Here is a 25,736-nt window from a genome sequence, read left to right on the forward strand (position 1 = left end):
ACGGATCTGACCCCAAGAGTATTTCCGACAGATCGCGGAAATCTGTCGAAGGCGGGGTGGGTCCGGTTGAGGGGGCGTGAGCCGCATGGGCCCGAGGCATGCCTCGGGCGGGTTGGGCAGGACGCCCAACCCTGGTCTTGCCGTGTGCGCAGGACAGCGCACACGAGCAAGCGGCGACCGAGCTTACATGGACGTACTTGCAGCGTCCCCCTCAACCGGACCCACCCCGCCAACCCACGGAAAGCCAGCTTTTGACGTTGACGTTGCTCCGGCTTGTAGCGGGTGCAGGGCTGCAAAGCCCTGCAACAAAACCCTCCTTGACCGTAGCCCGTCCGCCACGGAGAATTCCGCGATTAATTCTCATTTGCTGTTGCGCAGGATGCGGGCGGCAGCCTTCGGGGCCCCCTCCTTCGATGTTCAAGAACGTCCTGTTCCAACTGCACTGGCTGCTGGGCATCACCGCCGGCGCCGTACTGGCCGTGATGGGCCTCAGCGGCGCCGTGCTGTCCTTCGAGGATGAGCTGCTGCGAGCGGCCAACCCCGGCTTCGCCGAGATCGCTGAACACCATGCTGATGGCCAGCTTCCGCTCGAACTCAGCGAACTGGCACCGCTGCTGCAGGCCGGCGGTGATCGCCCCCTGCAGCGCCTGCGCGTGGATGCCACCGGCCAGCGACCGTCGGTGGCGCGCTTTGCTGGCGGCAAGGAACACTGGGTGTACTTCGACCCCTACAGCGGTGAGCGCTTCAGTGCCTTGCGTGGGCAGGCGTTCTTCGACTTCGTCGAGGACCTGCACCGCCACCTCGCCGCGGGCGAGCGCGGCAAGTGGATCACCGGCAGCTGTGCGATCGCGCTGCTGTTCTTCACCCTGTCCGGTCTTTACCTGCGCTGGCCGCGCCGCTGGTGGCACTGGCGCAGCTGGCTGGCGGTGGAATGGAAACGCAGCGGCCGTGGCTTCCTGTGGAGCCTGCACTCGGTGGTCGGCACCTGGATGCTGCTGATCTACCTGATGAGTGCGCTGACCGGCCTGTGGTGGTCCTTCGACTGGTATCGCAGTGCCGCCAATACGCTGCTGGGCGTCGCACCGGCCGCCAAGCACAAGGTCGCCACCGGCGCCGCCCTGAACCTGGAGCGCATCGAAGCCACGCTGTATGCCCTGCCCGGCGTGCACACCGGCTACATCGACCTGCGCCTGCCGGAGAAACCGGGGCAGGTACTGAATGTGCGCGTGATGGCCGGTGACCCGTCGCAGCGCGGTGGGCGGCATGACCGCGCGCACGATCTGCTGCAGCTGGATCCGGCCAGCGGGGCCATCCTCGATTCACGCCCCTACGCGCGCCAGGGCACCAGAGGACAGCTGGCCACCAGCGTGTTCGCATTGCACTCGGGCAGTTACTTCGGCATGCCCGGGCGGGTGGTGGTGATGCTCAGCAGCCTGGGCATGAGCCTGTTCTTCATCACTGGCTGGCTGCTGTACCTGGACCGGCGCCGCAGCCAGCGCGCTGCGCGCGGGCTGCGCAAGTCGCTACCAACAACACCTGCAGATGGCGATGGCACGCCGTGGCTGGTGGTGCATGCCAGCCAGAGCGGACTGGGCGAACAACTCGCATGGCGCGCTGCCGCGCAGCTGCAAGCATCCGGCCATGCAGTGCAGGTTCTGCCCCTGGCCCGCGTCGATGCCGCGCGGCTGGCACGCACCGCACAGGCATTGTTCGTGCTGAGCACCTTTGGTGATGGCGAACCTCCGGATGCGGCGCGGGGCGCTGCGCGACGGCTGCTGGCACAAGCGCCGGATCTGTCGGGCCTGCAGTTCGGCCTGCTCGCCCTGGGTGACCGCCAGTACCCGCATTACTGCGGCTTTGGCCGCCAATTCGATGGCTGGCTGCTGGGCAACGGGGCACGTGCGCTGTTCGAGCGCATCGATGTCGATGCCGCTGCGATACCGGCGCTGCGCCAGTGGCAGCAACATCTCGGCGCGCTGACCGGCATCGCCACCGATGACAGCGTGTTGCCGACCGCGACGCAGATGCACGAGTGGCGCCTGCTCGGCCGTGACCGCCTCAATCCAGGCAGCGTGGGCGGCGCCATCTGGCACATCCGTCTTGCGCCACCGGCCGATGTGCAGTGGCAGGCGGGCGACATCCTGCACATCGCGCCCCGCCACAACGCGCGGCACGCCGTTGCGGTGCTGAAGGCACATGGGCTGGATCCCCAGCAGCCGCTGCTGATTGACGGCCAGCCGCGCACGCTGTTGGCGCTGGCCAGCGAGCGCGAGCTGCCCGATGCCGATGCTGCGCTGGCGGTGCAGGATGCCTGCCTCTGGCTGGCAGGGCTGCCACTGCTGCCGGGGCGCGAGTACTCCATCGCATCCTGTACGGATGACGGTGCGGTCGAACTGGTGGTACGGCTGGTCCATGACGAAACCGGACGCACCGGCCTGGGTTCGGGCTGGCTGTCGCTGCATGCGCCTGTCGGTGCCAGCATCGTGGCCCGCGTGCACCGCAACCCCGGTTTCCATCGCGTTGGCGGTGCGCCAATGGTGCTGATCGGCAATGGCACCGGCATCGCGGGCCTGCGCAGCCTGCTGCGCGAAGCCGCGCATGCAGGTGAGCACGGGCACTGGCTGCTGTTCGGCGAACGCCAGCGCGCGCACGACTTCCTGTTCGCCGATGAGATCGAAGGGTGGCAGGGCGATGGCCATCTCGCGCGGGTGGACCTGGCGTTCTCGCGCGATGGTAAGGGCGGCTATGTGCAGGATCGCCTGCGTGCAGCAGCCGATGCCCTGCGCGACTGGATGCAGCGTGGTGCGGTCATCCACGTCTGCGGTTCGCTGCTGGGCATGGCCGAAGGTGTGGACCAGGTGCTGCGCGAAGCACTGGGTGATGAAGAAGTGGAAACGCTGCTGGAGACCGGGCGCTACCGTCGCGACGTGTATTGAGCCACAAGGGTAGTACCGGCCGCCGGCCGGCATGATCAGGGCGTGCCGGCCAGCGGCCGGCACTACCGGAGCACGATCAGGCCGCAGCGCGCGCCTGTGGCATCGACTGCAACTGGAACGCGCCCACCGCTTCGGCCAGCGCGTGTACCTGCGCCTGCATCTGCGCGGTGGAGGCACCAGCCTCTTCCACCAGGCTGGCGTTGCGCTGGGTGCTGGCTTCCATCTGCACGATGGTCTGCTTCACCTGCGCGATGCCGGCATGCTGGTCCTGCGATGCACTGCGGATACCGGCCAGCAGCTCGGCCAGCTGCTGCACGCTGCCAACGATCTCGCCCATCGTGATGCCCGCCTGCTCGGCCTGCTGGTTGCCCTGGCCAACACGCGCCACCGAATCCTCGATCAGTCCTTTGATCTGCTTGGCCGCTTCAGCACTGCGCTGGGCCAGCAGGCGCACTTCCGCAGCCACCACGGCGAAGCTGCGGCCCTGCTCACCTGCGCGCGCAGCTTCCACCGCGGCATTCAGCGCGAGGATGTTGGTCTGGAAAGCGATGCCATCGATCAGCTGGGTGATGTCGCCGATCCGCCGCGAGGCCTCGCTGATGCCATGCATGGTTGCGACCACCTGGCCGACGGCCTCGCCACCGCGCTGGGCCACCGCGGCCGCCCCCTGCACCAGGGCATCGGCGCGGCCCGCGGCATCGGCATTGCGGCCAACGGTGTCGGTCAACTCGTGCATCGACGCTGCCGTCTCTTCCAGGTTGGCCGCCTGCTGTTCGGTACGCTGCGAAAGATCATGGTGACCGGCAACGATCTCACCCACACCGGTGTCGAGGCTGGACGTCGCCTGCTGGATGCGGGTGACGATGCGGCCCAGTTGCGCGACCGTGGCGTTGGCATCGTCGCGCATGCGTGCGAACACGCCCTGCAGCTCACCTTCCATGCGCACGCTGAGGTCACCACGGGCCAGCGCCGCCAGAAGCGCCTGCAGATCGCCGAGGTTGGTCTCGAAGGTCGCCAGCAGGCGGTTGATGCTGGTCGACAACGTGCGCACGAAGCCCTGTTTTCCCTCCAGCGCGATGCGACCGTGCAGCTCGCCCTGTGCGGCGGCGTCGACCAGTGCTGCCACTTCGGTTTCCAGCAGCGTTTCCAGCGCGCGGCTGCGCCACTCCACCGCCACGCCAAGGAACTGAGCTTCGTCGATGATGGCATTGGCGATCAGCTGGTAGCGCACGCCGGCATGGCCGATCTCGCGCTCCTCGCGCTGGCGTACGCCGGCCAGGCTGGCCAACGCCGGATGCAGGCTTACCGCGTCGCTGCCCACCAGCGCTTCGTTCGTCAGTTCAAGCAGCTGCAGCAATGCCGGGTTGGCGTAGGCGACCTGCCCTTCCGCATCGATCACCATCAGGCCGGTCTGCGCGCTGTCCAATGCCTGGCGCACGCGGGTGTTGCCGCGCGCCACCGCGCGCTCGGTCTCGATGCGTGCGCGCAGGCGCTGCTGCATGTCGACCAGGCGCTGGGCCAGCTGGCCGATCTCGTCGTTGGCGTTGTAGACGCGCAGGGTGGTGTCGAGGCGGTCGTCGGCGATGTCGCTGGCGAAGCGCAGGGTGTCCTGGATCGGCCGGCGCACCGCACGCAGCACCAGCACCAGGCTGGTGATCAGCACGCCGGCCACCAGCAGCAGGGTCAGTGCGAACAGCACGCTCATGGTGCGCGCGCCGGCCTGCTGGCGTGCCTGCGCCTCGGCCAGTGCCGCCACCTGTGCCTGCTGGAATGCGGCCAACGCCGGCGCTACGCCCGCGGCGGTATCCAGCAGCGACTGCGCTTCAACATCCAGGCCGACGCGGGCAGCGGTATACCCCAGCAATGCGGCCTGATACGCCTCCATCCCGGTGCGCAGGGTGTCCTGCACATCCGCAGGCAGGCCCGCCAGTGCGAGGTCGAACGGCAGCTTCTCCTCGCTGGCGCGGTCGGCGTGGGTGGAATCACCGTCGAGCAGCAGCAGTGCCTCCTGCCTTCGCATCTTCTGCAGGGACAGCGCCAGCGCGGGCCGTTGCTGCACATCCACCTGCGCCTGCAGAGTGTCGGCGGCCTGCTGCAGCTGCGCAGCGAGGCCGGCATCACCACGGCCCATCTCGTCGACCCGTTCGAACAGGGCGGCCACACCCTGCGAGAACGCGTCGGCGGCTTCAGTCAGCGCCTGCAGAGCCTTGCGCCGGCCAGCATCCATCGGCATCGCGCGCAGCGCCTGCAGATCGGTCTGCAACGCCTTCTGCGTGGCCAACAGCTGCGCGCGGTCGGCATCATCGAAACTGCGTGCATACTGGGCCTGCAGGCGACGCGCTTCGGCCACCCGCGTGGACAGGCTGGCAGCCAGATCGCTGCCGCGCTGGTAGCTGGCCTGGCTGCGCGCAGCCAGTGCGTTGGCATGGCCAGTCCAGGCGTAGACAGCAGCGATCGCCACCAGGCCCAGGCCGCAGATCCACAGTGTGGCCTTGAGCTTGTTGGCCACGCTGAGCCGATGTGGCTGCAGCCAGCGCAGCAGGCCGGGGGACGCCGAGTGCATCGCAGCGAGGCGCGTGCGCAGGGACCGGAGGTGGGGGACGACGGCCGACATGACGGGCTCCAGGCGGAAAGACGCACCTGTATCGGCCGGACTCAAGGCAACTTTAGACCTTTCGTCGTCCGAGCCCAGCGATGACTGGCGGACGCGGACTTTCTACCGGGTGCAGGCGACGCTGGCGTGACACGACCACCACCCTTGACCTCAACCCCGGTTGGGGGAGCACAGTGGACGCCCTTCCCCCGTCCGGTGCCTCCATGACCACGCTCGATGTCCCCCGCTACCTGCAACGCCTGCAGCTGGATGCACCGCCACCGCTGACGCTGGCGGGCCTGACCCTGCTGCAGCAGCGCCACAACGCACTGCTGCCGTTCGAAACCCTCAGCTGCCTGCTGCGCGATGCAGTACCGATCGACCTGGACAGCGTGCAGCGCAAGCTGCTCGACGACCGTCGTGGCGGCTACTGCTTCGAACTCAATGGCGGCCTGCTGGCCCTGCTGCAGGCACTGGGCTTTGATGCGCAGCCGCTGAGTGCGCGCGTGCTGCTGGCAGCGCATGACGGCGAACTGACCGCGCGTACCCATCTGCTGCTGCGCGTGCATGTGGATGGGGACGACTGGCTGGTGGATGCCGGATTCGGCAGCCTGACCCCGACCGTACCGCTGCGCCTGCACGATGCGCAGCCGCAGGCCACGCCGCATGAGCGCTATCTGCTGCAGCGTCTGCCTGACGAGGGCGACTTCGTGCTGTCAGCCGAATCCAGCGACGGCTGGCGGGCGATGTACCGCTTCGATCTGCAGGCGCCTGCACCGATCGACAACGTGGTGGGCAACTGGTACGTATGCACCCACCCCGATTCCAGCTTCCCGGGCCAGCTACGCGTGTCGCTGACCGGACCGGACTGGCGCCGCACCATCGGCAGCGGCAACTACACCGAGCACCGCCCCGGGCAGGCGCCGGACAAGCGCCCGCTGCATGATGTGGGTGATGTGCGCGACGTACTGCAGCAGCGCTTCGGCATGCAGCTGCCGGACGACCCGCGACTGGACCCGGCCATCAATGACTGGCTGCAGCGCTCACGCGCCGCAACCTTGTAGCGCCGAGCCCATGCTCGGCTGAGCTTGGGCTGCTGGGTCAACAGCAGCCGAGCATGGGCTCGGCTCTACGCAACCGCGCGCGCCTGCAGCGTAATGCGGTTGCCTTCGCTGTCGCGGATCTCGGCCACACGCCAGTCGCCCGCATCGGCGGGTCCGAAGCGCAGCTCGGCGCCCGCTTGCAGTGCTCGCCCCAGGCTCGCATCCAGGTCATCGACGCCGATGTAGACGCGCGCCCCCTGTTCGGAAGGCCGGTAGTCCGCGCCGTGCACCAGCGCGATGCTGGCACCGGCGGCCTCATCGGAGAACGGCAGGTAGGCCATCCGGCAGCCGTGCAGCACGACAGGTTCGTCCACCGCGACCTGCAGCCACCGCTGGTAGAACGTGATGGCACGGTCCAGGTCACTGGCCGGGATTTCCACATGCAGGATCGGGTTCACTGGCACTCCTTGCTCGGTCCACTCAGATGATGCGCAGGGTAATCGCCTTCAGCACCGCACGGGTGCGATCGCGGGTGCCCAGCTTGTCGAGTATGGCGGACACGTAGTTCTTCACCGTGCCCTCGGCCAGGAACAGGCTGCGCGCGATCTCCTTGTTGCTGTAGCCACCGGCCAGCAAGCGCAGGATCGCCACCTCGCGTTCCCCGAAGGTATCGGTGGGCGGTGCTTCATCGTGGAAGCGGTAGCGGGCGCGTACCGGCTCGGTGCTGACCGGCAGCAGCAGGGTTTCGCCAGCGGCGACGCGCTCGATCGCCTCGCGCAGGTCTGCGGGTGCGGCGTCCTTGAGCAGGAAGCCCTGTGCGCCGGCCTCGCTGGCGCGCAGCAGCAGGTCACTTTCATCAAAGGTCGTCAGCAGCAGCCACGGCGTGGCATCGCCGCGCGCGCGCAGCTGGCGCACTGCCTCGATGCCGTCCATCCCGGGCATGCGGATGTCACTGAGCACAACATCCACGCGCTGGGTGGACAGCGCGTCCAGCAACGCCTGGCCCTCCGCGGCCTCCAGCGCCACGTCCACGCCCAACCCCTGCAACAACGCACGCAGCCCGGCGCGGACCAGCGCCTGGTCGTCGGCCAGGGCAACACGGATCGCGCTGCCGTTCATGCCGGCACCCAGGCGGTCAGGTGCATGCCGCCCTGTGCGGTGCGGGCCAGTTCCAACTGGCCACGCACTGCGGCCAGGCGCTCACGCATGCCGGCGATGCCGTTGCCCTCGCGGATACGTTCGGCGCGCTGGCCGTCGTCACGGATGTCGATACGCAACCGGGAATCCTCCTCGTTGATCGTCAGCCATACGGTGTCTGCGTTGCCATGCCGGGCGGCATTGGTCAGCGCTTCCTGTACCAGGCGCAGCACGGTCTCGGCCATCAGCGGGTCAACCACGCGCACGCACTCGCCGATCTGCAGCTGCAGCTTCGGGCGCGGGAACGGCGCGGCCAGCGCGTGCAATGCGGTGGCCAGATCGAGGCCGCGATCATCGCGCATCGATTGCACCACCTGGCGGATGTCGGTCAGCAACTCGCCGGACAGCTGCTCGGCCAGCACCAATCCTTCGCGCCTGGCCAACACAGGGTCGGCCGCAAGGGCACGCAGGTTCAAGCGCATCGCGGTGAGCTTGTGCCCGGCCACATCGTGCAGTTCGCGCGCCAGGCGCAGGCGCTCGGCATCGCGTGCGCTGTCGGCCAGCAGCGCGCGGGTGGCCAGCAGGTCGGCGTTGACGCGGGCCAGGTCATCGCGGGCCAGCGCCGTGCTGCGGGCATAGTGTGCGGTCAGTGCGGCAAAGGCCTGGAAGCCGCCATAGAGCAGCACCACCAGCAGCGGCTGGCTGAAGCCGCTGTAGCGCAGCACGAGATACATGGCGAGGTTGGCCAGCAGTGCAACAGCCAGCACGAAGCGCGGTGGCCAATGCTCGGCCAGCTGCGCCACCAGCACCACCAGCAGTACCGGTGCGGTGCCGGTACGCGGCTGCAGCGCAACCAGCACGACCGCCAGCAACGCCTGCAACACCGCCGCGACAGCGCGCACGCGGGATGGCACCGACGACCAGCCGTGCACCACGAACAGCAGCAGGAACACGGCAAGCAGCAGCAGGCTCAGCCCGGCACCGTTGCGCTGCACCGCGAATGACAGGCCCACCACCAGCACGGTGGCCAGGCCGGCGAGGCTGAGGGGACGCAACAGATGGCGGAACAGGCTGGGCATGGCCAGATGCTGACCGCCGCGCACGCCGGCGGCAATGGGTCCGGCGCAGAAAGTGACTTCTGGCACGTCGAATCGATGACCACTGGCCCTGAACCCGGTGCAGCGCCGCACGCAGACTGGCGCCACACCGCCACACACACTTCCGGAGCCACTGCCATGATCCGCACCGCCCTGCTCAGCATCGCCCTGACTGCCCTGGCCCTAGCCGGCAGTGCCCACGCCGCCGACCTGGCCGTGACCGTGCACGACGTCCGCGTGCAGACCGGCACCCTGCGCGTTGCGCTGGTCGACAGCGCCGCCGCCTGGGACGGCAAGGCCAGGCCCGTGCAGGCCCAGCAGGCGGCGCCCAGCGGCGACAGCGCCCACTTCACGTTCAAGGGCGTTCCGGCCGGCAACTATGCCGTGCTGCTCACCCACGACGAGAACGACAACGGCAAGCTCGACACCAACCTGGTCGGCATGCCGGTGGAGGGCTACGGCTTCAGCAACAATCCGCAGGTGATGCGCAAGCCGACCTTCGACGAGGCGCGCGTCGACGTACCGGCCGCCGGCACCGCCATCGACATCACCCTGCGCTGATTCCTGCATCCAGACCCGAGGCCACCATGGACCGTCGCCGCTTCCTTCGTACCCTGCTCAGCAGCAGTGCCTGTCTGGCCCTGGGCACCACCGCGCTGCGCAGCGCTCCCGCCTTCGCCGGCGACCCGGCGCGGTTCGCGCAGGGCATGCAGGAACATCCTTGGCTGCTCGGCTGGCGTAGCGTCGGCAGCGAAAGCCTCGGTCCGGCCACCGTGCAGTTGCAGGGAAAGCTGCCGTCAGGCCTGGCCGGCACGCTGTACCGCAACGGTCCGGCGTGGACCGAGCGCGATGGCTTCCGCTACGACCACTGGTTCGACGGCGACGGCATGGTGCATGGCTGGCGCTTCAATGGTGATGGCAGCCTGACCCATCACGGGCGCATGGTTGCCACGCCGAAATTCACCCGTGAACAGAAGGCCGGCCGCTTCCAGTATCCGGCCGCCGGCACCAGCATTCCCGGTGCGCTGGCGGTACGCAACAACGATGATGCCAACGTGGCCAACACCTCGGTGACGATGATCAATGGCCGCCTGTTCGCCCTGTGCGAATCCGGTTCGGCGTTCGAAGTGGACCCGGATTCACTGCAGACGCTTGGCCCCGTCACCTGGCGTCCGGACCTGGCGGCGCTGCCGTTCTCGGCGCACCCGCTGACCGACCGCGACGGCAGCCTCTGGAACTTCGGCTCGATCAGCCTGATGGGGGGCCATGGCCTGCTGGTCTGGCACATCGGTGCGGACGGCCAGCTGCGCAGCGCCAATGTGATCGAAACACCCGAGCATGGCTACCTGCATGCCTTCGCGATGACCGACCAGCACCTGGTGTTCGCGATGATGCCGTTCGATTTCACCGGCGCAGGTGGCAGCTTCTTCGAGCGCATGCAGTTCGCACCGCAGCGTCCGGTGCGCATCGCGGTGGTCGCCAAGGATGCGCCGGACAAGGCGCAGTGGTTCGAGGCCCCATTCGCGGCGATCTACCACTTCGGCGACGCGTTCACCCGCGATGGCGGCATCGTGCTGCGCGCAGTGCGCCACGACGACATCAACGAGGCGCGCTCGCCGATGAAGGAAGCGATGGCCGGTGATGGCGCACACGCGGCCAACAGTGGCGCCAGCCTGGTCGAGCTGCATCTGGACCTGCGTCGTGGACAGGCCCGCTGGCAGACGTTGGGCATCAGCGCGGTGGAGTTCCCGTTGTTCGACCCGCGCTCGTCGAACACACGTGGCGCACGGCTGTATGCGCCGACCATCGACGGCACGGCCACTGCGCCGTACTTCAACGCGGTGGCCGCGTTCGAGATCGAGCACGGACGCCGCCAGCTCTGGAACTACGGGGCGGACATCATGGCCGAAGAGCATGTGTTCGTACCGCGCCCGGGCAGCCGCAACGCCGATGACGGCTGGCTGATCGGCACCCTGCTCGATCCGGTGAACCAGCGCAGCGGTCTGGCCGTGCTGGATGCGCGCCATGTGGATGACGGTCCGCTGGCCCAGGCGTGGCTGCCGTATGCGGTGCCACTGGGCTTCCACGGCACCTTCGCCGCGCGCGGCTGAGTCCACGCCACGCGGACACCGTTGTTGGCATGCTGGGTCTCCCCTGCCCCGTGGAGTCCTGCATGTCCCTGGCCGGCCACCGACGTACGCTGGCACCGCACGGTTTCCTGCGCGTGGCGATCAACCTGGGCAACCCGGTGCTGGCACAGGGCGATGCGCGCTCACCGCGCGGCCCCTCGCTGGAACCGGCTACCGCGTTGGCGCAACGGATGGGGGTGCAGGCACGCTTCACCTGCCACGATGCCGCAGCCTCGGTGGTCGCCGCAGCGGGCGAAGACGTCTGGGATCTGGCCTTCCTGGCGATCGATCCGGCGCGTGCCGACCGCATCGCCTTCAGCGCTCCGTATGTGGAGATCGAAGGCACTTACCTGGTGCGCGAAGACAGCCCGGCGCAGCAAGTGGCCGACCTCGACCGCGACGGACTGCGCATCGCGGTGGGGCGTGGCGCGGCCTATGACCTGTTCCTGAGCCGGGAACTGCGCCATGCCACGATCGAGCGGGCGGACACCTCGGCAGCGGCCATCGCCCTGTTCGACCAGCACCGCCTGGATGCCGCCGCCGGTGTACGCCAGCCGCTGGCGGCCTGGGCGAAGGCACATCCCGGCCATCGCGTGCTGGCCGATCGCTTCACCGCGATCCAGCAGGCAGTGGCGGCACCGGCCTCACGCCCCGCCGATGCGCTGCGGGCGCTGTTTGAGGAAGTGGAAGCGATCAAGGCGGGCCCGTTGCTGGAGGAAGCGTTCGCGCGTGCCGGGCAGGCGGTCACCCTGGTGCAGTGACTGTAGAGTCGAGATCGAGCACCGCGCGGCGTTACAGATGCGCGTCCGCCATGTGCTGCACATGCTCGGCGGCCTGCGCATGCAGCCAGTCGCGGAACGCGAGGAAGCCGCGATGGCTGGCCGAGCGCTGCGGGTACACCAGCCAATGCGGCCACGCCGTCTTCAGGCGCTGGCTGGACAGCGCGACCAGCTGGCCGGATTCCAGCAGCAGGCGTGCCCGGGTCACCCGGCCAAGGGCCACGCCTACGCCATCCAGTGCGGCGCGATGGTGCGCCTCCGAATCATCCAGCACCGCCACGAAGCGCGATGGCGGGCTCTGCCCGCTCAACGCGAACCAGGCGCCCCACGCGCCGTCGGGATCACCGAGCAGCGGCCACTGGGTCAGCGGTACACGGTCGATGCCCCCCATGCGCTCGATCAGCGCGGGGCTCGCCATCGGCACCAGCCACTCGTCGAACAGCGGTTCCACCACCAGGCCCGGCCATTGCCCGCTGCCCAGCCGCAGCGCGGCGTCGAACTGGCGCTGCCGATCGAAATCAATCAGGCGCTCACTCGACTGCAGGTTGATCTCGATCTGCGGATGCTCAGCCACGAAGTGACCCAGGTGCGGCACCAGCCAGGCCGATGCCATCGATGGCACCGCACTGATCGTCAGCACGTGCTCGGCACGCGCGGCATAGGGCTGGAAGGCTTCGTTGATCGCATCCAGATGCGGACCCACCTGGTCGAGCAGGCACTGCCCTTCCAGGGTGAGGGTGACGCCGCGTGGCTGGCGGACCAGCAGTGGCTGCCCCAGCCGCTCTTCCAGCTGGCGCATCTGATGGCTGAGCGCGCTGACGGTCAGGTTCATCGACGCCGCTGCGCGTGACAGGTTGCCCAGCCGGGCGGCAGCCACGAAGCCCTGGAGGGCATGGAGCGGAGGGCGGGACATAAGGCTTGAAATTCTCTCAAGTCATGCTTGCGGAAATGTCGCTTTTTGCCCGTCCATGCTGCCCGTATCGTGCGATCCACTCAAGTGGAGGCACGCTCATGAACATCTTCGGCGGCTTGTTGTTCCTGCAGGGCCACGTGGCCAGCGCCGAGCTGGCACGCCAGCTGGCCAGCCCGTCCACACCTGCCCCGCAGTGCGCGCGGCAACCGGCCGCGCCGGTTCAGCCGCCGCGAACCCGTTGAAGGCTCCTCAACCTGCATACCAGCGTTGGACGTGTTCAGGCAGCCACGGGATCGGATCGATGTCCAATGCCCGACAACCGTCGAGGGTGTCACGCAGCGCGCCCTCGCCGGGGCCACCGGGGATCCGCAGGCCTTCCTCTTCGGGAAGCAGCACCGCCGCCCAGTCGTGCAACCGGTCCATGCGCAGGCGAAGCGCGGCTCGCAGCCACCCCTTCAGTGGATAGCAGCGATAGCCCTGTTCGCCCAGGCCGGCAACCGCAAGCGACAAAGCGTGGTTGGCACCACGTACCCATTCGGTGCGGCCTCCGGCCTTGTCCTGGACCGTCATCGGCGCCGGCGCGCGGTGCGCCTTGAACGGCGAACGCAGCTGCAGCTCCAGATCCCGCGCATCGCGCTCGCTTTCCGCTTCCACCAGCGCACCGGCGTCGAGATCGAAGAACTCGAACCAACGCCGGTGCAATGCGCTGATGCGCCCAAGCGGATCACGTGAGAAACCAATCTTCGCGTAGTCTTCCCACGCACAGGGGAAGACGTAGGCGAAGACACGACCGTCGATGCGGATATCCGACTGCATGTACGCAGGCTGCCTCGACAACAGCCCGCGTGCAACCGGGCGTTACCGTGGACGCTGCAGCGCTTCCTGCACTGCGGCAGCCACGTCGGTATTGTCGATGTAGCTGCCGTCGTTCCAGCGCACGTGCTGACGGTAGCCGGCATCGACGCCCCGCACGCGCTTGCCCAGCAGCTCCGCGCCGGCGCCCCTGGCCCACAGCGGCACCAGCGCGTTGGAGTGGTTGCCGGTGGGGCGGAAGCTGATTCCGGGCATGCGGCCGCGACCGTTGTTGCGTACCGGCGCGAAAGCGACGTCCTGTGCATCCGGGCCCATCGGCATGCTGTTGTCGTGGTCGGTGGTGACGATCAACAGGTTGCGCTCCCAGCCACCGTTGCGCTCGATCCAGTCGACCACCGCCTCCACCGCGTCATTGAACTCCACGGTCTCTTCGATCAGCCGGCCATGCTGCGGCTGATCGCTGCACTGGCCGTAATGCCATTCGGTGCCGCACGCACTGGTATGTGCGGCCCAGTCGGTGGCGCCGCCTTCCACCATCAGGAACAGCCCCTTGGACGAGCGCTGCTGCAGGAACTGCAGTGCGCCACGCGTCATGGTCGCCAGATCGGGCACGCTGTCGATCTTCCTCACTCCCGAAGGCGTGCCTGCATCCTTGCCCAGCACCTGCAGCTGGCGCGCCTGCTGCAGTGTGTTGGCCACGCGCGGTACACCGATCAGCGGCCGGTCGGCCGGCAACCGTCCCTGCGCCAGTGCGGCGAACGCTTCCTTGCTGCGGATCAGGCGCCACGGTCCCGCCGGATTGCCGCCGATGGTGCTGCCCGCTTCCAGCTGCTGCCAATCCTGCTGCGACACCCACTCCCATGGATTCGCACAGCCCTCCGCCTTCGCCGCGTCCGTACCTTCATGGCAGGCGCGGCCGTCGACGCTGTAGCCCGGGCCGCCCGTGCCCATCACCAGGTCCATGTGGCCCTGCGCCAGCATCTGATGTGCGATGGCGTGATAGTTGCTGCGCGATTCGTTCTGCGCCGCGAACGCGGCCGGCGTGGCATGCGCGAACGGCACCGAGGTGACCACGCCGGTGGCCATGCCCAGGCGCTTGGCGCGCAGCGTATTGAACTCGACCGGCTGGCCATCGTTGTTGAAGTTGATGGCGTTGTTGTAGGTCTTGATCCCCGAGGACAGCGCAGTGCCCGCCGCCGCACTGTCGGTAGCCACCGCGGCCAGGTACTGGTAGCCCGCAAAGGGCAGGTCCTGCGCAGGAACCGGCGCGTCATCCCAGGCCTTGCCCGGGTCGTAGCCAAGCGTCTGCGCGTTGTCACCGGTCGGCTGGCTGCTCGCGTTCAACGGAAAGGTGGTCACCGCCAGGCGCAGTGGGAAATCCGCATAGGGTGCGCCTTCACGGCTGCCGTACTGCCAGTAGGCGGCGGCGTCCCAGGTACCCCAGCCGGCACCGTCGTTGATCATCACGATCACGTTGAGCGGACCGGCTTCGGTGCTGGAAACAGCCTCGGCGCGCACGTTGGGCTGGCAACCGCCAAGTGCGGCCAGCGCGAGCAGCAACGAAGAATGAAGCCAGCGGCGTGGAATGCGTGCAGTCATCGGATGTCCCGTCGGGCCATCGGCGGCCCACAATGACGATACGTTATATCGTTTCAATATTTCAGCTTCGTGCAGTCGCCGCACACTATCCTCCTGGGTTCCCACTGCCATCGTTGCTTCCATGCCGTCTCCTGCTCCTGCGCGTGCACCGCTGTCGTCCATCACCCTCGATGCGGCAACTTTCGCGGTGATTCACCAGCACAACGCGGATATCGCCAGGCAGCCGGCCTCGCTGACCAAGCTGATGACCGCCTACGCGGCTTACGAATGTGTCGAGGAGCGCGGGCGCTCGTGGGGCGACGAAGTCACCATCGCCGCCGACGACGTGCATGCGGTCGCCGACGATGAAACGCGCATGGGCCTGGTGCCCGGCGAAACGGTCACGCTCGCGCGCCTGCTGGAAGGGTTGATGATCGTCTCCGGCAATGACGCGGCGCTGGCCATCGCGCGCCACCTGGACGGATCGCAGCCTGCGTTCCTGGAGCGCATGAACCGGCACGCACGCCAGCTCGACCTGCGCAGCAGCTGGTTCGCCAGCGTCTCCGGCATCACCACGCCGCGCCATGCATCCAGCGCGCGCGACATGGCAGTGCTGGCCGCCTGCCTGCTGAATGACCATCCGCAGATACTGGCAATCACCGCGCAGCGCGCGTTCGTGCATGGCAGCTTCAGCCGCAACAACCAGAATGCGCTGCTTGGCGATGACGGCGTGGATGGATTGAAGACCGGCTACACCCAGGCAGCAGGCTTCTGCCTGGCCGCCACCGCATGCCGGGCAGTGCCCGGGCGGGATCAGCCGGTACGCCTGATCACCGTGGTGCTGGTTTCTGAAAGCCGCGACGCGCGCGATGCCCTAGTGCGCGATCAGCTGGCGGCAGGATTCGCCACGCTGGCCAGCAGCACTGCCGGGGCCTGACGCCCGAAGCCGCTCAGCGCCGCTTGACCGTCGCCACGATCAGCCGCTGCAGCTCGGCCTCGGCGTTGGTCTTGTCCAGCGCGCCTGCCGCCACGGCTTCAGACAGGGCTTCAGCCGCACCGAGAATCGCCCAGCGCCCAGCAAGTGGCACCGTGCCACCGGCGGCAAACGGACCCAGCCATACGTCGCAGTTGTCGATGAAGTCCTGCTGGTAACGCCGCCGCACCTCGTGCAGTTCCGGCGCTCCCACCAGCGCGGCGAGGATGCCCTGCACTTCACTGCCCTGGCTGAGGATGCAGTCGATGTAGCCGGAGGCGATGGCCGCCGCACGGTCGGCCAGCTGCGCGCGGGCGCGGCCGATACGCTCGTGGAATACCACCGTCTGGCGCCCGTCATAGTCATCGTAGAGCGCGGCCAGCAGGCCGTTGCGGGTCACGAAGTGATCGTAGGCCACCGGCTTGGTCACGCCCGCCGCCTCGGCCAGCCGACCCAGCGTCAACGCGTCGGTGCCTTCTTCGCCAACCAGCGCCCAGGCCACGTCCAGCAACTGCCGGGCGCGTTGCTCGCGGGTCAATCGGCGGCGCGTGGGAGCGGCGTTGGCAGGCATCGGCGGAACACGGCGATCAGCGCATCGGGGTGCCTATTTTACGACCGATCGCCAGCGCGGTCTGCAGATGCGTTCCGGCCGCACCGGTATCGGCATCCAGCAGCAGGTCGGACGTCAGCACGCGCGCGCCGCAGTAGTCGAAGATGCCCATGTCGATCTGCGTCTTCATCGCCGCATCGTAGCCACGACGTTCAACCATCGCTGCATCGGCGCCGCCCAGCCCCACCAGATGCACGTTCAGGCGCTGCAGCTTCTTCACCAGCTTGCCCTGCGCATCCTGTGCGTAGGCCCATTCGTTGGTGAAGACCCGGTCGATCCAGCCCTTCAGCAGTGCCGGGAACGACCACCAGTACAACGGGAACACCAGCACCAGCGTATCGGTCGCCTCCAGCCGTGCGTGCTCGGCGGCGATGTCGGCCGGTACGGCGCCAGTGCTGCGGAACAAAGCCTGGTCCTGAGCGTTGAAGCGTGGATCGAAGCCTTCGGCCATCAGATCGGCGTAGGCCACAGTGTTGCCGGCGTCGGCCGCAGTGATGGCATCGCCGATGCGATGCGCCATCGCATGGGTCAGCGAACCGGGTTCAGGGTGGGCGATGACAATGAGGCTGTGCATGGGGGTCTCCAGGAATCAATACCTACCAATAGTAAGTAGTGATTTCCAGGATACCAGCGCCATCGATGGGACGCTGTTTTCGCATCCACCGTATAGTGCGGCGGTGCCCCGTGAGACACCCGAACATGGATCGACGCCTGCCCTTGACGATGCTGATGCTGATGCTGATGCTGCTGTCGCTGTTGCTGTTGCTGCCATCCGCCTTCGCAGGTGAACTCAGTCCCAGTGATGCGAAGGCTCTGCGCGAAGATGTGCGCGCCATGATGGCTGCATACGCCCGCGGCGATGCGGACTTCCTCATCGAACGCACCCATCCCAGCCTCAAGCGACTGGCCGGCGGCGATGACGCCTTCCAGGCGATCACCCGTGATGCGTTGAAGAAGCAGCACAACGACGGTGTAGTGATCATCAGCGAAGATGTAGGTGTGCCGACCCGGACCTATGCTGCCGGAGAGGAAGAAGTCTGCTTCGTGCCACGCCAATCCCTGATACGGGTGCGTGAAACCCCAATGCGCAGCACCACGTTCATGGTGGCCGTGCGCCGCGTTGGTGGTTCCGGCTGGACGTATCTGGATGGCACCGGGCTGCAGGGCAATCCAAACCTGCTTCGCCAACTGCTGCCAGCGCTGGAACCCGACGTGACCTTACCCAAGCGGGAGATCGAGGCGCTGTAGTCGCCGGCCCCTCCCGCCTTGCACGGCGTGGATCTAGCGGAACAGCGCGTTCAAGGCAGCCCCGGAGGCCGCCTGCTGCAGCCCATCGAAGCGTCCGTCCTGCACGATCGGCTGGGTCGCCTGCATCAGCCCGCCCCACGCGGCACGGGCGAGTGCGCCGCCCAGACTCACCCGGCGAATGCCGAGCGCGGCAATGTCCTGCAGGCGCAGCGATGTCGGTCCACCGACCAGCAGGTTCACCGGCTTCGACCCGGCAGCGGCGACCACCGCGCTGATCTGCTCGCGCGTGCTGATGCCAGGTGCATACAGCACGTCGGCACCGGCCTCTGCGTAGGCACGCAGGCGCTGCAGGGTGTCCTGCAGATCCGGCACGCCAACGAAGAAGTTCTCGGCGCGGCCGACCAGCAGCACGTCGCCACCCGCGCGGTCGATGGCTGCACGGGCAGCGCGCAGGCGCTCGACCGCCTGGTCGATCGGACGCAGCGGTGCATCTGCCACGCCGCTGGCATCCTCGATCGACAATGCCGCAATGCCGGTGTCGATCGCCGCGGCCACCGCCTCCTGCACCGCCTGCGGCGTGGCGCCGAAGCCATCACCGAAGTCGGCATTCAACGGCAATGGGGTCGCTGCCGCCATCAGCCGCAGATGTTCCAGTGTGGCCTGCAGCGAAACCGCCCCATCCGGCCGCCCTTCACTCCAGGCGCAGCCGGCACTGGTCGTGGCCAGTGCCTGGAAGCCCTGCCGCTGCAGGTAGCGGGCGCTGCCCACGTCCCACGGATTGGGCAGCACGAAGCAACCCTGCGCGTGCAGCTGGCGGAAAAACGCGCGCTTTTGCTGTGTGTCGGCATCGGGCGAGATCATGGAAGGGCTCCGGGGCGGCAGACCTGCACCCTAGCCCGCCCAGCGGCCACGCTCAACGACAACGGGGCGCACCTGCATGAGGTGATGCCCCCTGCTTATTGGACGCTGTGGATGCGGGTGCCCGAGCGTGCTTGCCTGCCCACACGATGCCGCCACGGAGCCCTTCATGCACCCGGACCCGCAGACCCTCACCGACGCCGGCGATGATGACGCCCACTGGGCCGACCTGCTTTCGCCGGCACGGCGCCGCCTGATCGCTTCGGCGGGTCTGGCCGCTGGCGGCCTGGCCAGTGCCTCGACCGCCGCCGCAGCACCGCGCGGCAACGACGCGGTGAACACCACCGAGCCTGGCCGCCCCGGCTTCCGTGCCATCGTGCCGCCAGCACCGGAAGGGCGCAGCCCCTGGGGCCAGGCCACGGCCAGCGAACCGACCCCGCGCCCGGCCAGCGTGCGTCCCGGCGAGGCCACCCTGCCCGTGACCCCACGCGCCTACACCGACATCAAGAGCTATCACGCGCACATCTACTTCGACGAGGACAGCTTCGAGAAGGCTGCGCTGCTGCGGCGCTGGGCGGCCGAGCGCTTCCCGGTGGAGCTGGGCAACTGGAACCTGGAACCACGCGGGCCGCACGTCACCCCGTCGTTCTACTTCGGCTTCACCAACGACCTGCTGCCGGTGCTGGTGCCCTGGCTGCAGCTCAACAGCCTGGGCCTGACCATCCTGATCCACCCCAATACCGGTGATGGCCGCGCCGACCACCTGTATTACGCGTTGTGGGTAAACCGCGCGCAGCCGGTGAATGCCTACAACTGGCCGGCACCGAAGCCTGGAGAACGGGAACCGCTGGAAGAGGTGTTCCCGAACGTGGTGCCGACGGTGCCGCTGGAGACCTGACCCGCCTTTCCGGTGGGTGCGTAGCTTGCTGCGCAACCTGGGCCTGCCCTTCGGTGCGTACGTAGCTTGCTGCATATGGAACTTCCTTCATCCACGCATGGCGTGGATCTACTGACCGGCGGCCCCGTCGCCCGCGCTTGGCGCGGATCCCCCGGCGTGGCCCTTGCCGCCATCGTCGGCCTACGTGCATCCATCCCCCGCCCGCAAGGCATTCAGCGCGCCTTGATCCGCCGCCCCGCATAGGGCCGCAAGCGCTTCCGCAGATTTCAAACGGTCGATTGAAACGCTGCAAACTTCGCCGAACTGGACAGCATCCGCCGGTTCCGCCAGACTGCCGCCCTTTCCCGTCTTCCGGATCCCATGGCGAAGCTGCTGGTCCTGCACGGCCCCAACCTCAACCTGCTCGGCACACGCGAGCCGGAGGTCTACGGCCACACCACGCTGGCCGACATCGACCAGGCCCTGGCCAGCCAGGCATCGGCCGCCGGACACGCGGTGGAGAGCCTGCAGTCCAATGCCGAGCACGTGCTGGTGGACCGCGTGCAGGCCGCACGCGACGACGGAACCGCTTTCATCCTGATCAACCCCGCCGCCTTCACCCACACCTCGGTTGCCCTGCGCGATGCGCTGGCGGCGGTGGCGGTGCCGTTCATCGAGATCCACCTGTCCAACCCGCATACCCGCGAACCGTTCCGCCAGCACAGCTACTTCAGTGACAAGGCGGTGGGCGTGGTGTGCGGCTTCGGTGCCGACAGCTACCGCTACGCGATGGACGCGGCGCTGCTGCGGGTATCCGCCACCTGATTGTCGACCCGGGCGCCCACGGCGCTCTCCTCACCTAGATAGAAACCAAAGAGGCCCTCATGGATCTGCGCAAAATCAAGAAGCTGATCGACCTGCTGGAAGAGTCGAACCTGGCTGAAATCGAAATCAAGGAAGGCGAAGAGTCGGTGCGCCTGTCGCGTGCCCCGGTGGCCGGCTATGCCGCCCCGGTCGCCGCCCCGGTGTATGCCGCTCCGGCCGCTCCGGCGGCGCAAGCGATGCCGATGCAGTCGCCGACCGAAGCCTCCACCGGCGGCACCGCCAAGCCGGGCCCGGCACTGCCGGAAGGCCACGTGCTGCGCTCGCCGATGGTCGGCACCTTCTACGCCTCGTCCGCCCCGGACAAGCCGGCCTTCGTCACCGTTGGCCAGCAGGTCAAGGAAGGCGAGACCCTGGCCATCATCGAAGCGATGAAGATGTTCAACCCGATCGAAGCCGACACGTCCGGCACCATCGTCGCCATCCTCGGCGAGAACGGCCAGCCGGTCGAATTCGACCAGCCGCTGTTCGTGATCGGCTGAGGGGCACGCCATGCTCGACAAAGTCGTCATCGCCAACCGAGGGGAGATCGCGCTGCGCATCCTGCGCGCGTGCCACACCCTCGGCATTCGCACGGTGGCCGTGCACTCCACGGTCGACCGCAACCTCAAGCACGTGGCCATGGCCGACGAGTCGGTCTGCATCGGTCCGGCGCCGTCGCCGCAGAGCTACCTCAACATCCCGGCCCTGATCGCCGCGGCGGAAGTCACCGACGCCCAGGCCATTCACCCGGGCTACGGCTTCCTGTCGGAGAACGCCGACTTCGCCGAACGCGTGGAGGAGTCCGGCTTCATCTTCATCGGCCCCAAGGCCGACACCATCCGCATGATGGGTGACAAGGTCGAGGCCATCCGCGCGATGAAGGCCGCCGGCGTGCCGTGCGTTCCCGGCTCGGGCGGCCCGCTGGGTGAGGACATCGTCGCCAACACCAAGATCGCCCGCGAGATCGGTTACCCGGTCATCATCAAGGCGGCCGGCGGTGGCGGTGGTCGCGGCATGCGCGTGGTGCACGCCGAAGCCTCGCTGAAGACCTCGATCGAAACCACCAAGAGCGAAGCCAAGGCCGCGTTCGGCAATGGCGAGGTTTACATGGAGAAGTTCCTGGAGAATCCGCGCCACGTGGAAATCCAGGTGCTGGCCGACGGCCAGGGCAACGCCATCCACCTGGGCGAGCGTGACTGCTCGATGCAGCGCCGCCACCAGAAGGTGGTGGAAGAAGCGCCGGCACCGGGCATCACCGCCGAGCAGCGCGAGCAGATCGGCAAGGTGTGCGTGGAAGCCTGCATCCGCATCGGCTACCGCGGCGCCGGCACCTTCGAGTTCCTGTACGAGGACGGCCGCTTCTACTTCATCGAGATGAACACCCGCATCCAGGTGGAGCATCCGGTCACCGAAATGGTCACCGGCATCGACCTGGTGGCCGAGCAGCTGAAGATCGCCGCCGGCCAGAAGCTGTCGATCAAGCAGAGTGACGTGGTGCTGACCGGCCATGCCATCGAATGCCGTATCAACGCCGAGGATGCAGAAACCTTCGTGCCGAGCCCGGGCACCATCACCGGCTTCCATCCGCCGGGCGGTCCCGGCGTGCGCGTGGACACCCACATCTACAGTGGCTACCGCGTGCCGTCGAACTACGACTCGATGATCGGCAAGCTGATCGTGCACGGCCCGGACCGCGAAACCGCCATTGCCCGCATGCGCGTGGCACTGAGCGAAATGGTGGTCGATGGCATCAAGACCAACGTCGCGCTGCAGCAGCGGATCATGCGCGACAAGGGCTTCCAGGCCGGTGGCCAGAACATCCACTACCTGGAAAAGCGCCTGGCCGAACGCAAGAACAAGCCGATCGCACTGACCTGATCGGCGCCGCGTGCTGGACATGAAAAGGGCGGGGATATCCCCGCCCTTTTCCGTTGCTGCAGCGCCGAGCCCATGCCCGGTGCTACAGCAGGCGCATCAGCGCTTGTCGGCAGCTTCGGCCGGGATCTGCGAGTTCGCCAGCGGACGCACGCCGTTGGGCGAGGTCGGGTCGACGATCACCATGGTCTCGGTCGAACCATCCGGCCACACCACCTGGAAGGTGCTGCCCGCCGGCAGCGACGCAAACGGCATGCCGCTCTGCGCCCGATAGACCGCGGCCACCTGGCTGGCACCGGCACGGCGCACGTCTTCCTGCGCCTTCACAGTAGTCAGTTCCACCTTCGACAGATGCCGGTAGCGATCTTCATAGGTATCGATCATCAACAGGCCAACGGCGCCGGCCGAGTAGGCCACGAACAGGGCCACCCAGAACCAGAACTTGGCCCCGTGCAGGAATCGGCGGTAGTTCATTGCTCGTTCCTCTTTCCAACCAATCGCTTGATCCATTCCTTCATCTTCCCAGCGCCCTGCCGCGATACCGCAGCGTCATACACGAAATCCCGGAAATCCTGCGTACCATCCTGCGAACAGATCCCTCCGTTCGCACAAAAACTGTTGACCAGCACACTGTCTGCCCCACACGGTAGACCGAGTTCGCAGGCCGCGAGCCGCCATGCGAGTTCACTCAGCTGCTCGCCCGCCACCAGCCCGCTGAGCGCGCGGTCACCCGAGGCACGCACGCCCATCCCCGGAGCGATGGCCATGAAGGCCTCCGGGTCGCGCGAGGTGCGCACCCGTTCAACCAGGTCACGGCGGTACTCGGGGCTGTCCTGCAGCGGTTCGCCCTCGGCGAACAGCGCAGCCTCGGCAGCCAGGTTGCCCTGTGCAGCCGCCTTGCGCCGTTCGGACAGCACCAGGGCCGTGCCCAGCTTGTCGCCCGGCACGAACCCGCCGCAACGCTGCGCGACGCGTTCGCGCGCCTGCACCATCGCCGGTGCGGCAGTCAGGCCCAATCCGGCCAGCACGTTGTTGTCCAGGCGGTAGCCACCCGGATCGAACGCATACTGCGCGCAATAGTCGTAGACACGGCTGAGCATCCAGCGCGCCTCGTGATTGCCTTCGTCCGCCTGCGCACGCAAACGCTGCGCATAGGCGTAGAGGTCGGTGGCCTCTTCGAGATCAGCGCGGATATCCAGGGGCAGCCCGGACGGCAATGCACCGCCACGCTCGAAGGGTGCCAGCCGGCGCGCGAGCGCCTCCGGCATCACCGGCAGCGGTGCCGCACTGTCAGTGGCCGCCCCCCCAACCGCCAGATCCGCCGAGGCTACCGAAGAAGCCGGAGCATGGCCGCTGGCCCGATAACCGGCCACGCCCAGCACGGCCACGGCCGGCAGCACGAGCAACCAGGTTTTCAGGGTAGGAGCGAAGGCCATCGGCGGCGGCGGGCGATACGGCACACAGGAAAGCACGAAGTTTAGCAAGGCCCGACGGGCCTGTCTGAACGGGCTTCGTTCATCCGGGCACAGCATCTCAGGCAATACGGAGACGCTCCGATGGTCTAGCATGGCCCCCTTTCCCGCGATTGCCCCCACCACCATGCCGTTCCTGGAACTGACCCTGCGCTGCACCGAAGCCACCCAGCCCCGCTATGAAAATGCGCTGGAGGACGTGGGTGCACTGGCCGTGACCCTGCTCGATGCCGAGGCCGATACCAGCAACGAACAGGCCATTCTCGAACCAGGCGTGGGCGAGACCCCGCTGTGGGACACCCTGGTGCTGAGCGCGCTGTTCCCCGCCGACAGCAACGCGCTGTTGCTGCTGGCCGCACTGGAAGCCTTCGATCCAGAACTGGACTGGAGCAGCGGCAGCTTCCGCGCGGTCGAGGATGAAGACTGGGAACGCGCCTGGCTGGACCAGTTCCAGCCGATGGATTTCGGCAGCCGTACCTGGATCGTGCCGTGGAATCACGAACTGCCCGACGCCGCACAGGCCGCCGACGCCGCCGTGGTACGGCTGGACCCGGGCCTGGCGTTCGGTTCGGGTACCCACCCGACCACCGCACTGTGCCTGCGCTGGCTGGACCAGTTGGCCGTGGATGGCCTGCTGCAGGGCCAGCGCGTGCTCGACTTCGGTTGCGGCTCGGGCATCCTTGCACTGGCCGCGCTGAAGCTGGGCGCCGCTGAAGCCATCGGCGTGGACAACGATCCGCAGGCGCTGGTCGCCACCGCCGACAATGCCGAGCGCAACGGCGAACAGGCCCGCATGCACGTGTACCTGCCGCAGGACGAACCGGCCGCGACCTATCCGATCGTGGTCGCCAACATCCTCGCCTCGGCGCTGGATGCGCTGGCCGAACTGCTGGCCGCACGCGTCGCCGCCGGCGGCCGCATCGCCCTGTCCGGCATCCTGCATGGCCAGGAAGGCGAACTGCTGCAGCGCTACGCGGCCTGGTTCGATGATCTGCAGGCCACCCAGGACGGCGACTGGATGCGCATCACTGGCGTGCGCCGCGCCTGATCGTGGTTGAATGACCGCTGGATCCGAGCCCGCGCCCTGAGCATGTCCGAGCCGAACCCACCCCGCCGCCCCCTGGCCACCTTCCTGCGCAAGACCCCGGAAGGTGAGGTTGCGCCTGCGTCCGATCCGCGCATGCAGGATCAAACCGGGCAGACAACGCCTGTGGAGCAGGTGCAGGCCGAGCCCAGCAATCTGGCGCAACCACCGGCCACACAAATGCGACACGACGATGACGCTGTCATCGTTGCTGAAGCTGCAGCCATCGAACCGGCGCCGGCCGCGGTGCAGGCAACGGCGGTCGCCAGCGATGCCCCCAGCTTCCTCGGCAGCGCACGCCAGCGCACGCTGCCAGCCCCCCGCTGGCACTGGCTGCTGGTCGCGGGGCTGGCATTGTTGCTGGTCCTGCAGAGTGTGCTGGCCGACCGTGCGCGGCTGGCTGCCGACGCCGGCAACCGCGTATGGCTGGATGCACTGTGTGGCGTGCTGCGATGCAGCCTGCCCGCCTGGCACGAGCCCGCTGCGTTCACCATGACCAGCCGCGAGATCCGCCCCTTGCCAGGCCAGGCCGGCGTGCTGCAGGTGCAGGCCAGCATCCGCAATGATGCGCGCTGGGCACAGGCGTGGCCGGACCTGCGGCTGTCATTGTCCGATGCCGATGGCCGGGTGATCGGCAGCGGCGTGTTCACGCCCGCGCAATACCTGGGTGAGAGCCCCGGCGCAGCCCTGCTGGAACCGGGCCAGAGCGCGCGCGTCGCGTTCCGGGTACAGGAGCCCGCTGCGTCCACCGTCGCATTCACCTTCGACTTTCTCTGACCGGGGGCAGGCGACCAGCCGTGGCAGGCCGGGCACGCTCGCGCTAGACTGGCCGCCACCACCTCGTCCGGCCGCGCGCT

General features: G+C 67.8%; 26 protein-coding genes. 14 read left to right on the forward strand and 12 right to left on the reverse strand.

The features are described from left to right. Nucleotides 1-413 precede the first annotated feature (413 nt). Nucleotides 414-2,936 (forward strand): PepSY domain-containing protein, encoded by a 2,523-nt coding sequence (locus BN1263_RS00410; protein ID WP_058978790.1) that lies wholly within the window; start codon nucleotides 414-416, stop codon nucleotides 2,934-2,936. 76 nt (nucleotides 2,937-3,012) lie between these two features. Here BN1263_RS00410 and BN1263_RS00415 read toward each other — a convergent pair whose 3' ends face one another. Further along, nucleotides 3,013-5,550: a methyl-accepting chemotaxis protein gene (locus tag BN1263_RS00415; RefSeq protein WP_058978792.1), complete on the reverse strand. Its 2,538-nt coding sequence runs from the start codon at nucleotides 5,548-5,550 to the stop codon at nucleotides 3,013-3,015. Nucleotides 5,551-5,753: 203 nt separating this feature from the next. Between BN1263_RS00415 and BN1263_RS00420 the strand changes: the two genes are divergently transcribed. Next, nucleotides 5,754-6,593: an arylamine N-acetyltransferase family protein gene (locus tag BN1263_RS00420; protein WP_058978793.1), complete on the forward strand. Its 840-nt coding sequence runs from the start codon at nucleotides 5,754-5,756 to the stop codon at nucleotides 6,591-6,593. 65 nt (nucleotides 6,594-6,658) lie between these two features. On the opposite strand, the gene BN1263_RS00425 is transcribed toward BN1263_RS00420, so the two are convergent. Genes BN1263_RS00425 through BN1263_RS00435 form a run of 3 tightly spaced genes read right to left on the reverse strand, consistent with a single transcriptional unit; the run spans nucleotide 6,659 to nucleotide 8,788 of the window. Then, nucleotides 6,659-7,030, reverse strand: a complete 372-nt coding sequence (locus BN1263_RS00425; RefSeq protein WP_058978795.1) for a VOC family protein — start codon at nucleotides 7,028-7,030, stop codon at nucleotides 6,659-6,661. 22 nt (nucleotides 7,031-7,052) lie between these two features. Continuing rightward, nucleotides 7,053-7,691, reverse strand: coding sequence for a response regulator transcription factor (locus BN1263_RS00430; protein ID WP_058978796.1), 639 nt, complete (start codon nucleotides 7,689-7,691; stop codon nucleotides 7,053-7,055). Beyond that, a complete protein-coding gene (locus BN1263_RS00435; protein ID WP_058978797.1) occupies nucleotides 7,688-8,788 on the reverse strand; it encodes a sensor histidine kinase in 1,101 nt (366 codons plus the stop codon). Before BN1263_RS00435 ends, BN1263_RS00430 begins: the two co-directional genes overlap by 4 nt. A 156-nt stretch (nucleotides 8,789-8,944) precedes the next feature. On the opposite strand from BN1263_RS00435, the gene BN1263_RS00440 reads away from it, so the two are divergent. The 3 genes from BN1263_RS00440 to BN1263_RS00450 all read left to right on the forward strand — a co-directional run bounded on the left by BN1263_RS00440 (nucleotide 8,945) and on the right by BN1263_RS00450 (nucleotide 11,696). Then, nucleotides 8,945-9,367 (forward strand): DUF2141 domain-containing protein, encoded by a 423-nt coding sequence (locus BN1263_RS00440; protein ID WP_058979291.1) that lies wholly within the window; start codon nucleotides 8,945-8,947, stop codon nucleotides 9,365-9,367. A 26-nt stretch (nucleotides 9,368-9,393) separates the two neighbouring features. Further along, nucleotides 9,394-10,917 carry a carotenoid oxygenase family protein gene (locus BN1263_RS00445; protein WP_058978798.1) on the forward strand — a complete coding sequence of 508 codons (1,524 nt, stop codon included), beginning with the start codon at nucleotides 9,394-9,396 and terminating at the stop codon, nucleotides 10,915-10,917. Nucleotides 10,918-10,979: 62 nt separating this feature from the next. Next, nucleotides 10,980-11,696: an ABC transporter substrate-binding protein gene (locus BN1263_RS00450; protein ID WP_058978801.1), complete on the forward strand. Its 717-nt coding sequence runs from the start codon at nucleotides 10,980-10,982 to the stop codon at nucleotides 11,694-11,696. Nucleotides 11,697-11,727: 31 nt separating this feature from the next. Here BN1263_RS00450 and BN1263_RS00455 read toward each other — a convergent pair whose 3' ends face one another. Beyond that, a complete protein-coding gene (locus BN1263_RS00455) occupies nucleotides 11,728-12,627 on the reverse strand; it encodes a LysR substrate-binding domain-containing protein (protein ID WP_058978803.1) in 900 nt (299 codons plus the stop codon). 98 nt (nucleotides 12,628-12,725) lie between these two features. Here BN1263_RS00455 and BN1263_RS20645 point away from each other — a divergent pair, with 98 nt between their 5' ends. Continuing rightward, nucleotides 12,726-12,869, forward strand: a complete 144-nt coding sequence (locus BN1263_RS20645; protein ID WP_172958424.1) for a hypothetical protein — start codon at nucleotides 12,726-12,728, stop codon at nucleotides 12,867-12,869. Nucleotides 12,870-12,876: 7 nt separating this feature from the next. Here the strand turns inward: BN1263_RS20645 and BN1263_RS00460 are convergent, their stop codons facing one another. Further along, nucleotides 12,877-13,443, reverse strand: coding sequence for a GIY-YIG nuclease family protein (locus BN1263_RS00460; protein WP_058978805.1), 567 nt, complete (start codon nucleotides 13,441-13,443; stop codon nucleotides 12,877-12,879). Between the two features lie 42 nt (nucleotides 13,444-13,485). Then, nucleotides 13,486-15,039, reverse strand: a complete 1,554-nt coding sequence (locus BN1263_RS00465; RefSeq protein WP_058979293.1) for an alkaline phosphatase — start codon at nucleotides 15,037-15,039, stop codon at nucleotides 13,486-13,488. A gap of 121 nt (nucleotides 15,040-15,160) precedes the next feature. Between BN1263_RS00465 and BN1263_RS00470 the strand changes: the two genes are divergently transcribed. Next, the gene (locus BN1263_RS00470; RefSeq protein WP_058978807.1) at nucleotides 15,161-15,955 is read left to right on the forward strand and encodes a D-alanyl-D-alanine carboxypeptidase family protein; all 795 of its coding nucleotides are present in this window, start codon (nucleotides 15,161-15,163) and stop codon (nucleotides 15,953-15,955) included. A gap of 13 nt (nucleotides 15,956-15,968) precedes the next feature. On the opposite strand, the gene BN1263_RS00475 is transcribed toward BN1263_RS00470, so the two are convergent. Together BN1263_RS00475 and BN1263_RS00480 are read right to left on the reverse strand one after the other, a co-directional pair. Next, complete coding sequence (locus BN1263_RS00475) at nucleotides 15,969-16,562, reverse strand: TetR/AcrR family transcriptional regulator (RefSeq protein ID WP_049448495.1); 594 nt, start codon at nucleotides 16,560-16,562, stop codon at nucleotides 15,969-15,971. A gap of 16 nt (nucleotides 16,563-16,578) precedes the next feature. Beyond that, nucleotides 16,579-17,175, reverse strand: a complete 597-nt coding sequence (locus tag BN1263_RS00480) for an NAD(P)H-dependent oxidoreductase (RefSeq protein ID WP_058978808.1) — start codon at nucleotides 17,173-17,175, stop codon at nucleotides 16,579-16,581. Nucleotides 17,176-17,300: 125 nt separating this feature from the next. Between BN1263_RS00480 and BN1263_RS00485 the strand changes: the two genes are divergently transcribed. Next, a complete protein-coding gene (locus BN1263_RS00485) occupies nucleotides 17,301-17,849 on the forward strand; it encodes a hypothetical protein (protein ID WP_058978810.1) in 549 nt (182 codons plus the stop codon). A 33-nt stretch (nucleotides 17,850-17,882) separates the two neighbouring features. On the opposite strand, the gene BN1263_RS00490 is transcribed toward BN1263_RS00485, so the two are convergent. Continuing rightward, nucleotides 17,883-18,710: an isocitrate lyase/PEP mutase family protein gene (locus BN1263_RS00490; protein WP_058978812.1), complete on the reverse strand. Its 828-nt coding sequence runs from the start codon at nucleotides 18,708-18,710 to the stop codon at nucleotides 17,883-17,885. A gap of 166 nt (nucleotides 18,711-18,876) precedes the next feature. On the opposite strand from BN1263_RS00490, the gene BN1263_RS00495 reads away from it, so the two are divergent. From BN1263_RS00495 to accC, 4 genes are all read left to right on the forward strand, one after another. Continuing rightward, the gene (locus tag BN1263_RS00495; protein WP_033834056.1) at nucleotides 18,877-19,605 is read left to right on the forward strand and encodes a DOPA 4,5-dioxygenase family protein; all 729 of its coding nucleotides are present in this window, start codon (nucleotides 18,877-18,879) and stop codon (nucleotides 19,603-19,605) included. A 360-nt stretch (nucleotides 19,606-19,965) separates the two neighbouring features. Continuing rightward, complete coding sequence (gene aroQ / locus BN1263_RS00500; RefSeq protein ID WP_005411251.1) at nucleotides 19,966-20,409, forward strand: type II 3-dehydroquinate dehydratase; 444 nt, start codon at nucleotides 19,966-19,968, stop codon at nucleotides 20,407-20,409. A gap of 59 nt (nucleotides 20,410-20,468) precedes the next feature. After that, nucleotides 20,469-20,948: an acetyl-CoA carboxylase biotin carboxyl carrier protein gene (accB, locus tag BN1263_RS00505; RefSeq protein ID WP_019660824.1), complete on the forward strand. Its 480-nt coding sequence runs from the start codon at nucleotides 20,469-20,471 to the stop codon at nucleotides 20,946-20,948. Nucleotides 20,949-20,958: 10 nt separating this feature from the next. Then, nucleotides 20,959-22,326 carry an acetyl-CoA carboxylase biotin carboxylase subunit gene (gene accC / locus BN1263_RS00510; protein WP_019660825.1) on the forward strand — a complete coding sequence of 456 codons (1,368 nt, stop codon included), beginning with the start codon at nucleotides 20,959-20,961 and terminating at the stop codon, nucleotides 22,324-22,326. A gap of 96 nt (nucleotides 22,327-22,422) precedes the next feature. On the opposite strand, the gene BN1263_RS00515 is transcribed toward accC, so the two are convergent. Together BN1263_RS00515 and BN1263_RS00520 are read right to left on the reverse strand one after the other, a co-directional pair. After that, entirely contained in the window at nucleotides 22,423-22,797 is a 375-nt protein-coding gene (locus BN1263_RS00515) for a hypothetical protein (RefSeq protein WP_010481078.1), read from the reverse strand. After that, nucleotides 22,794-23,759 carry a hypothetical protein gene (locus tag BN1263_RS00520; RefSeq protein ID WP_058978818.1) on the reverse strand — a complete coding sequence of 322 codons (966 nt, stop codon included), beginning with the start codon at nucleotides 23,757-23,759 and terminating at the stop codon, nucleotides 22,794-22,796. Before BN1263_RS00520 ends, BN1263_RS00515 begins: the two co-directional genes overlap by 4 nt. Before the next feature lie 163 nt (nucleotides 23,760-23,922). Between BN1263_RS00520 and prmA the strand changes: the two genes are divergently transcribed. Together prmA and BN1263_RS00530 are read left to right on the forward strand one after the other, a co-directional pair. After that, complete coding sequence (gene prmA, locus BN1263_RS00525) at nucleotides 23,923-24,843, forward strand: 50S ribosomal protein L11 methyltransferase (RefSeq protein ID WP_058979295.1); 921 nt, start codon at nucleotides 23,923-23,925, stop codon at nucleotides 24,841-24,843. Nucleotides 24,844-24,885: 42 nt separating this feature from the next. Then, nucleotides 24,886-25,656 carry a DUF3426 domain-containing protein gene (locus tag BN1263_RS00530; protein ID WP_058978820.1) on the forward strand — a complete coding sequence of 257 codons (771 nt, stop codon included), beginning with the start codon at nucleotides 24,886-24,888 and terminating at the stop codon, nucleotides 25,654-25,656. The last annotated feature ends 80 nt before the right edge of the window (nucleotides 25,657-25,736 follow it).

Origin of the sequence: Stenotrophomonas thermophila (assembly GCF_001499715.1) — a bacterium.
Taxonomy (GTDB): Bacteria; Pseudomonadota; Gammaproteobacteria; order Xanthomonadales; family Xanthomonadaceae; genus Stenotrophomonas; species Stenotrophomonas hibiscicola.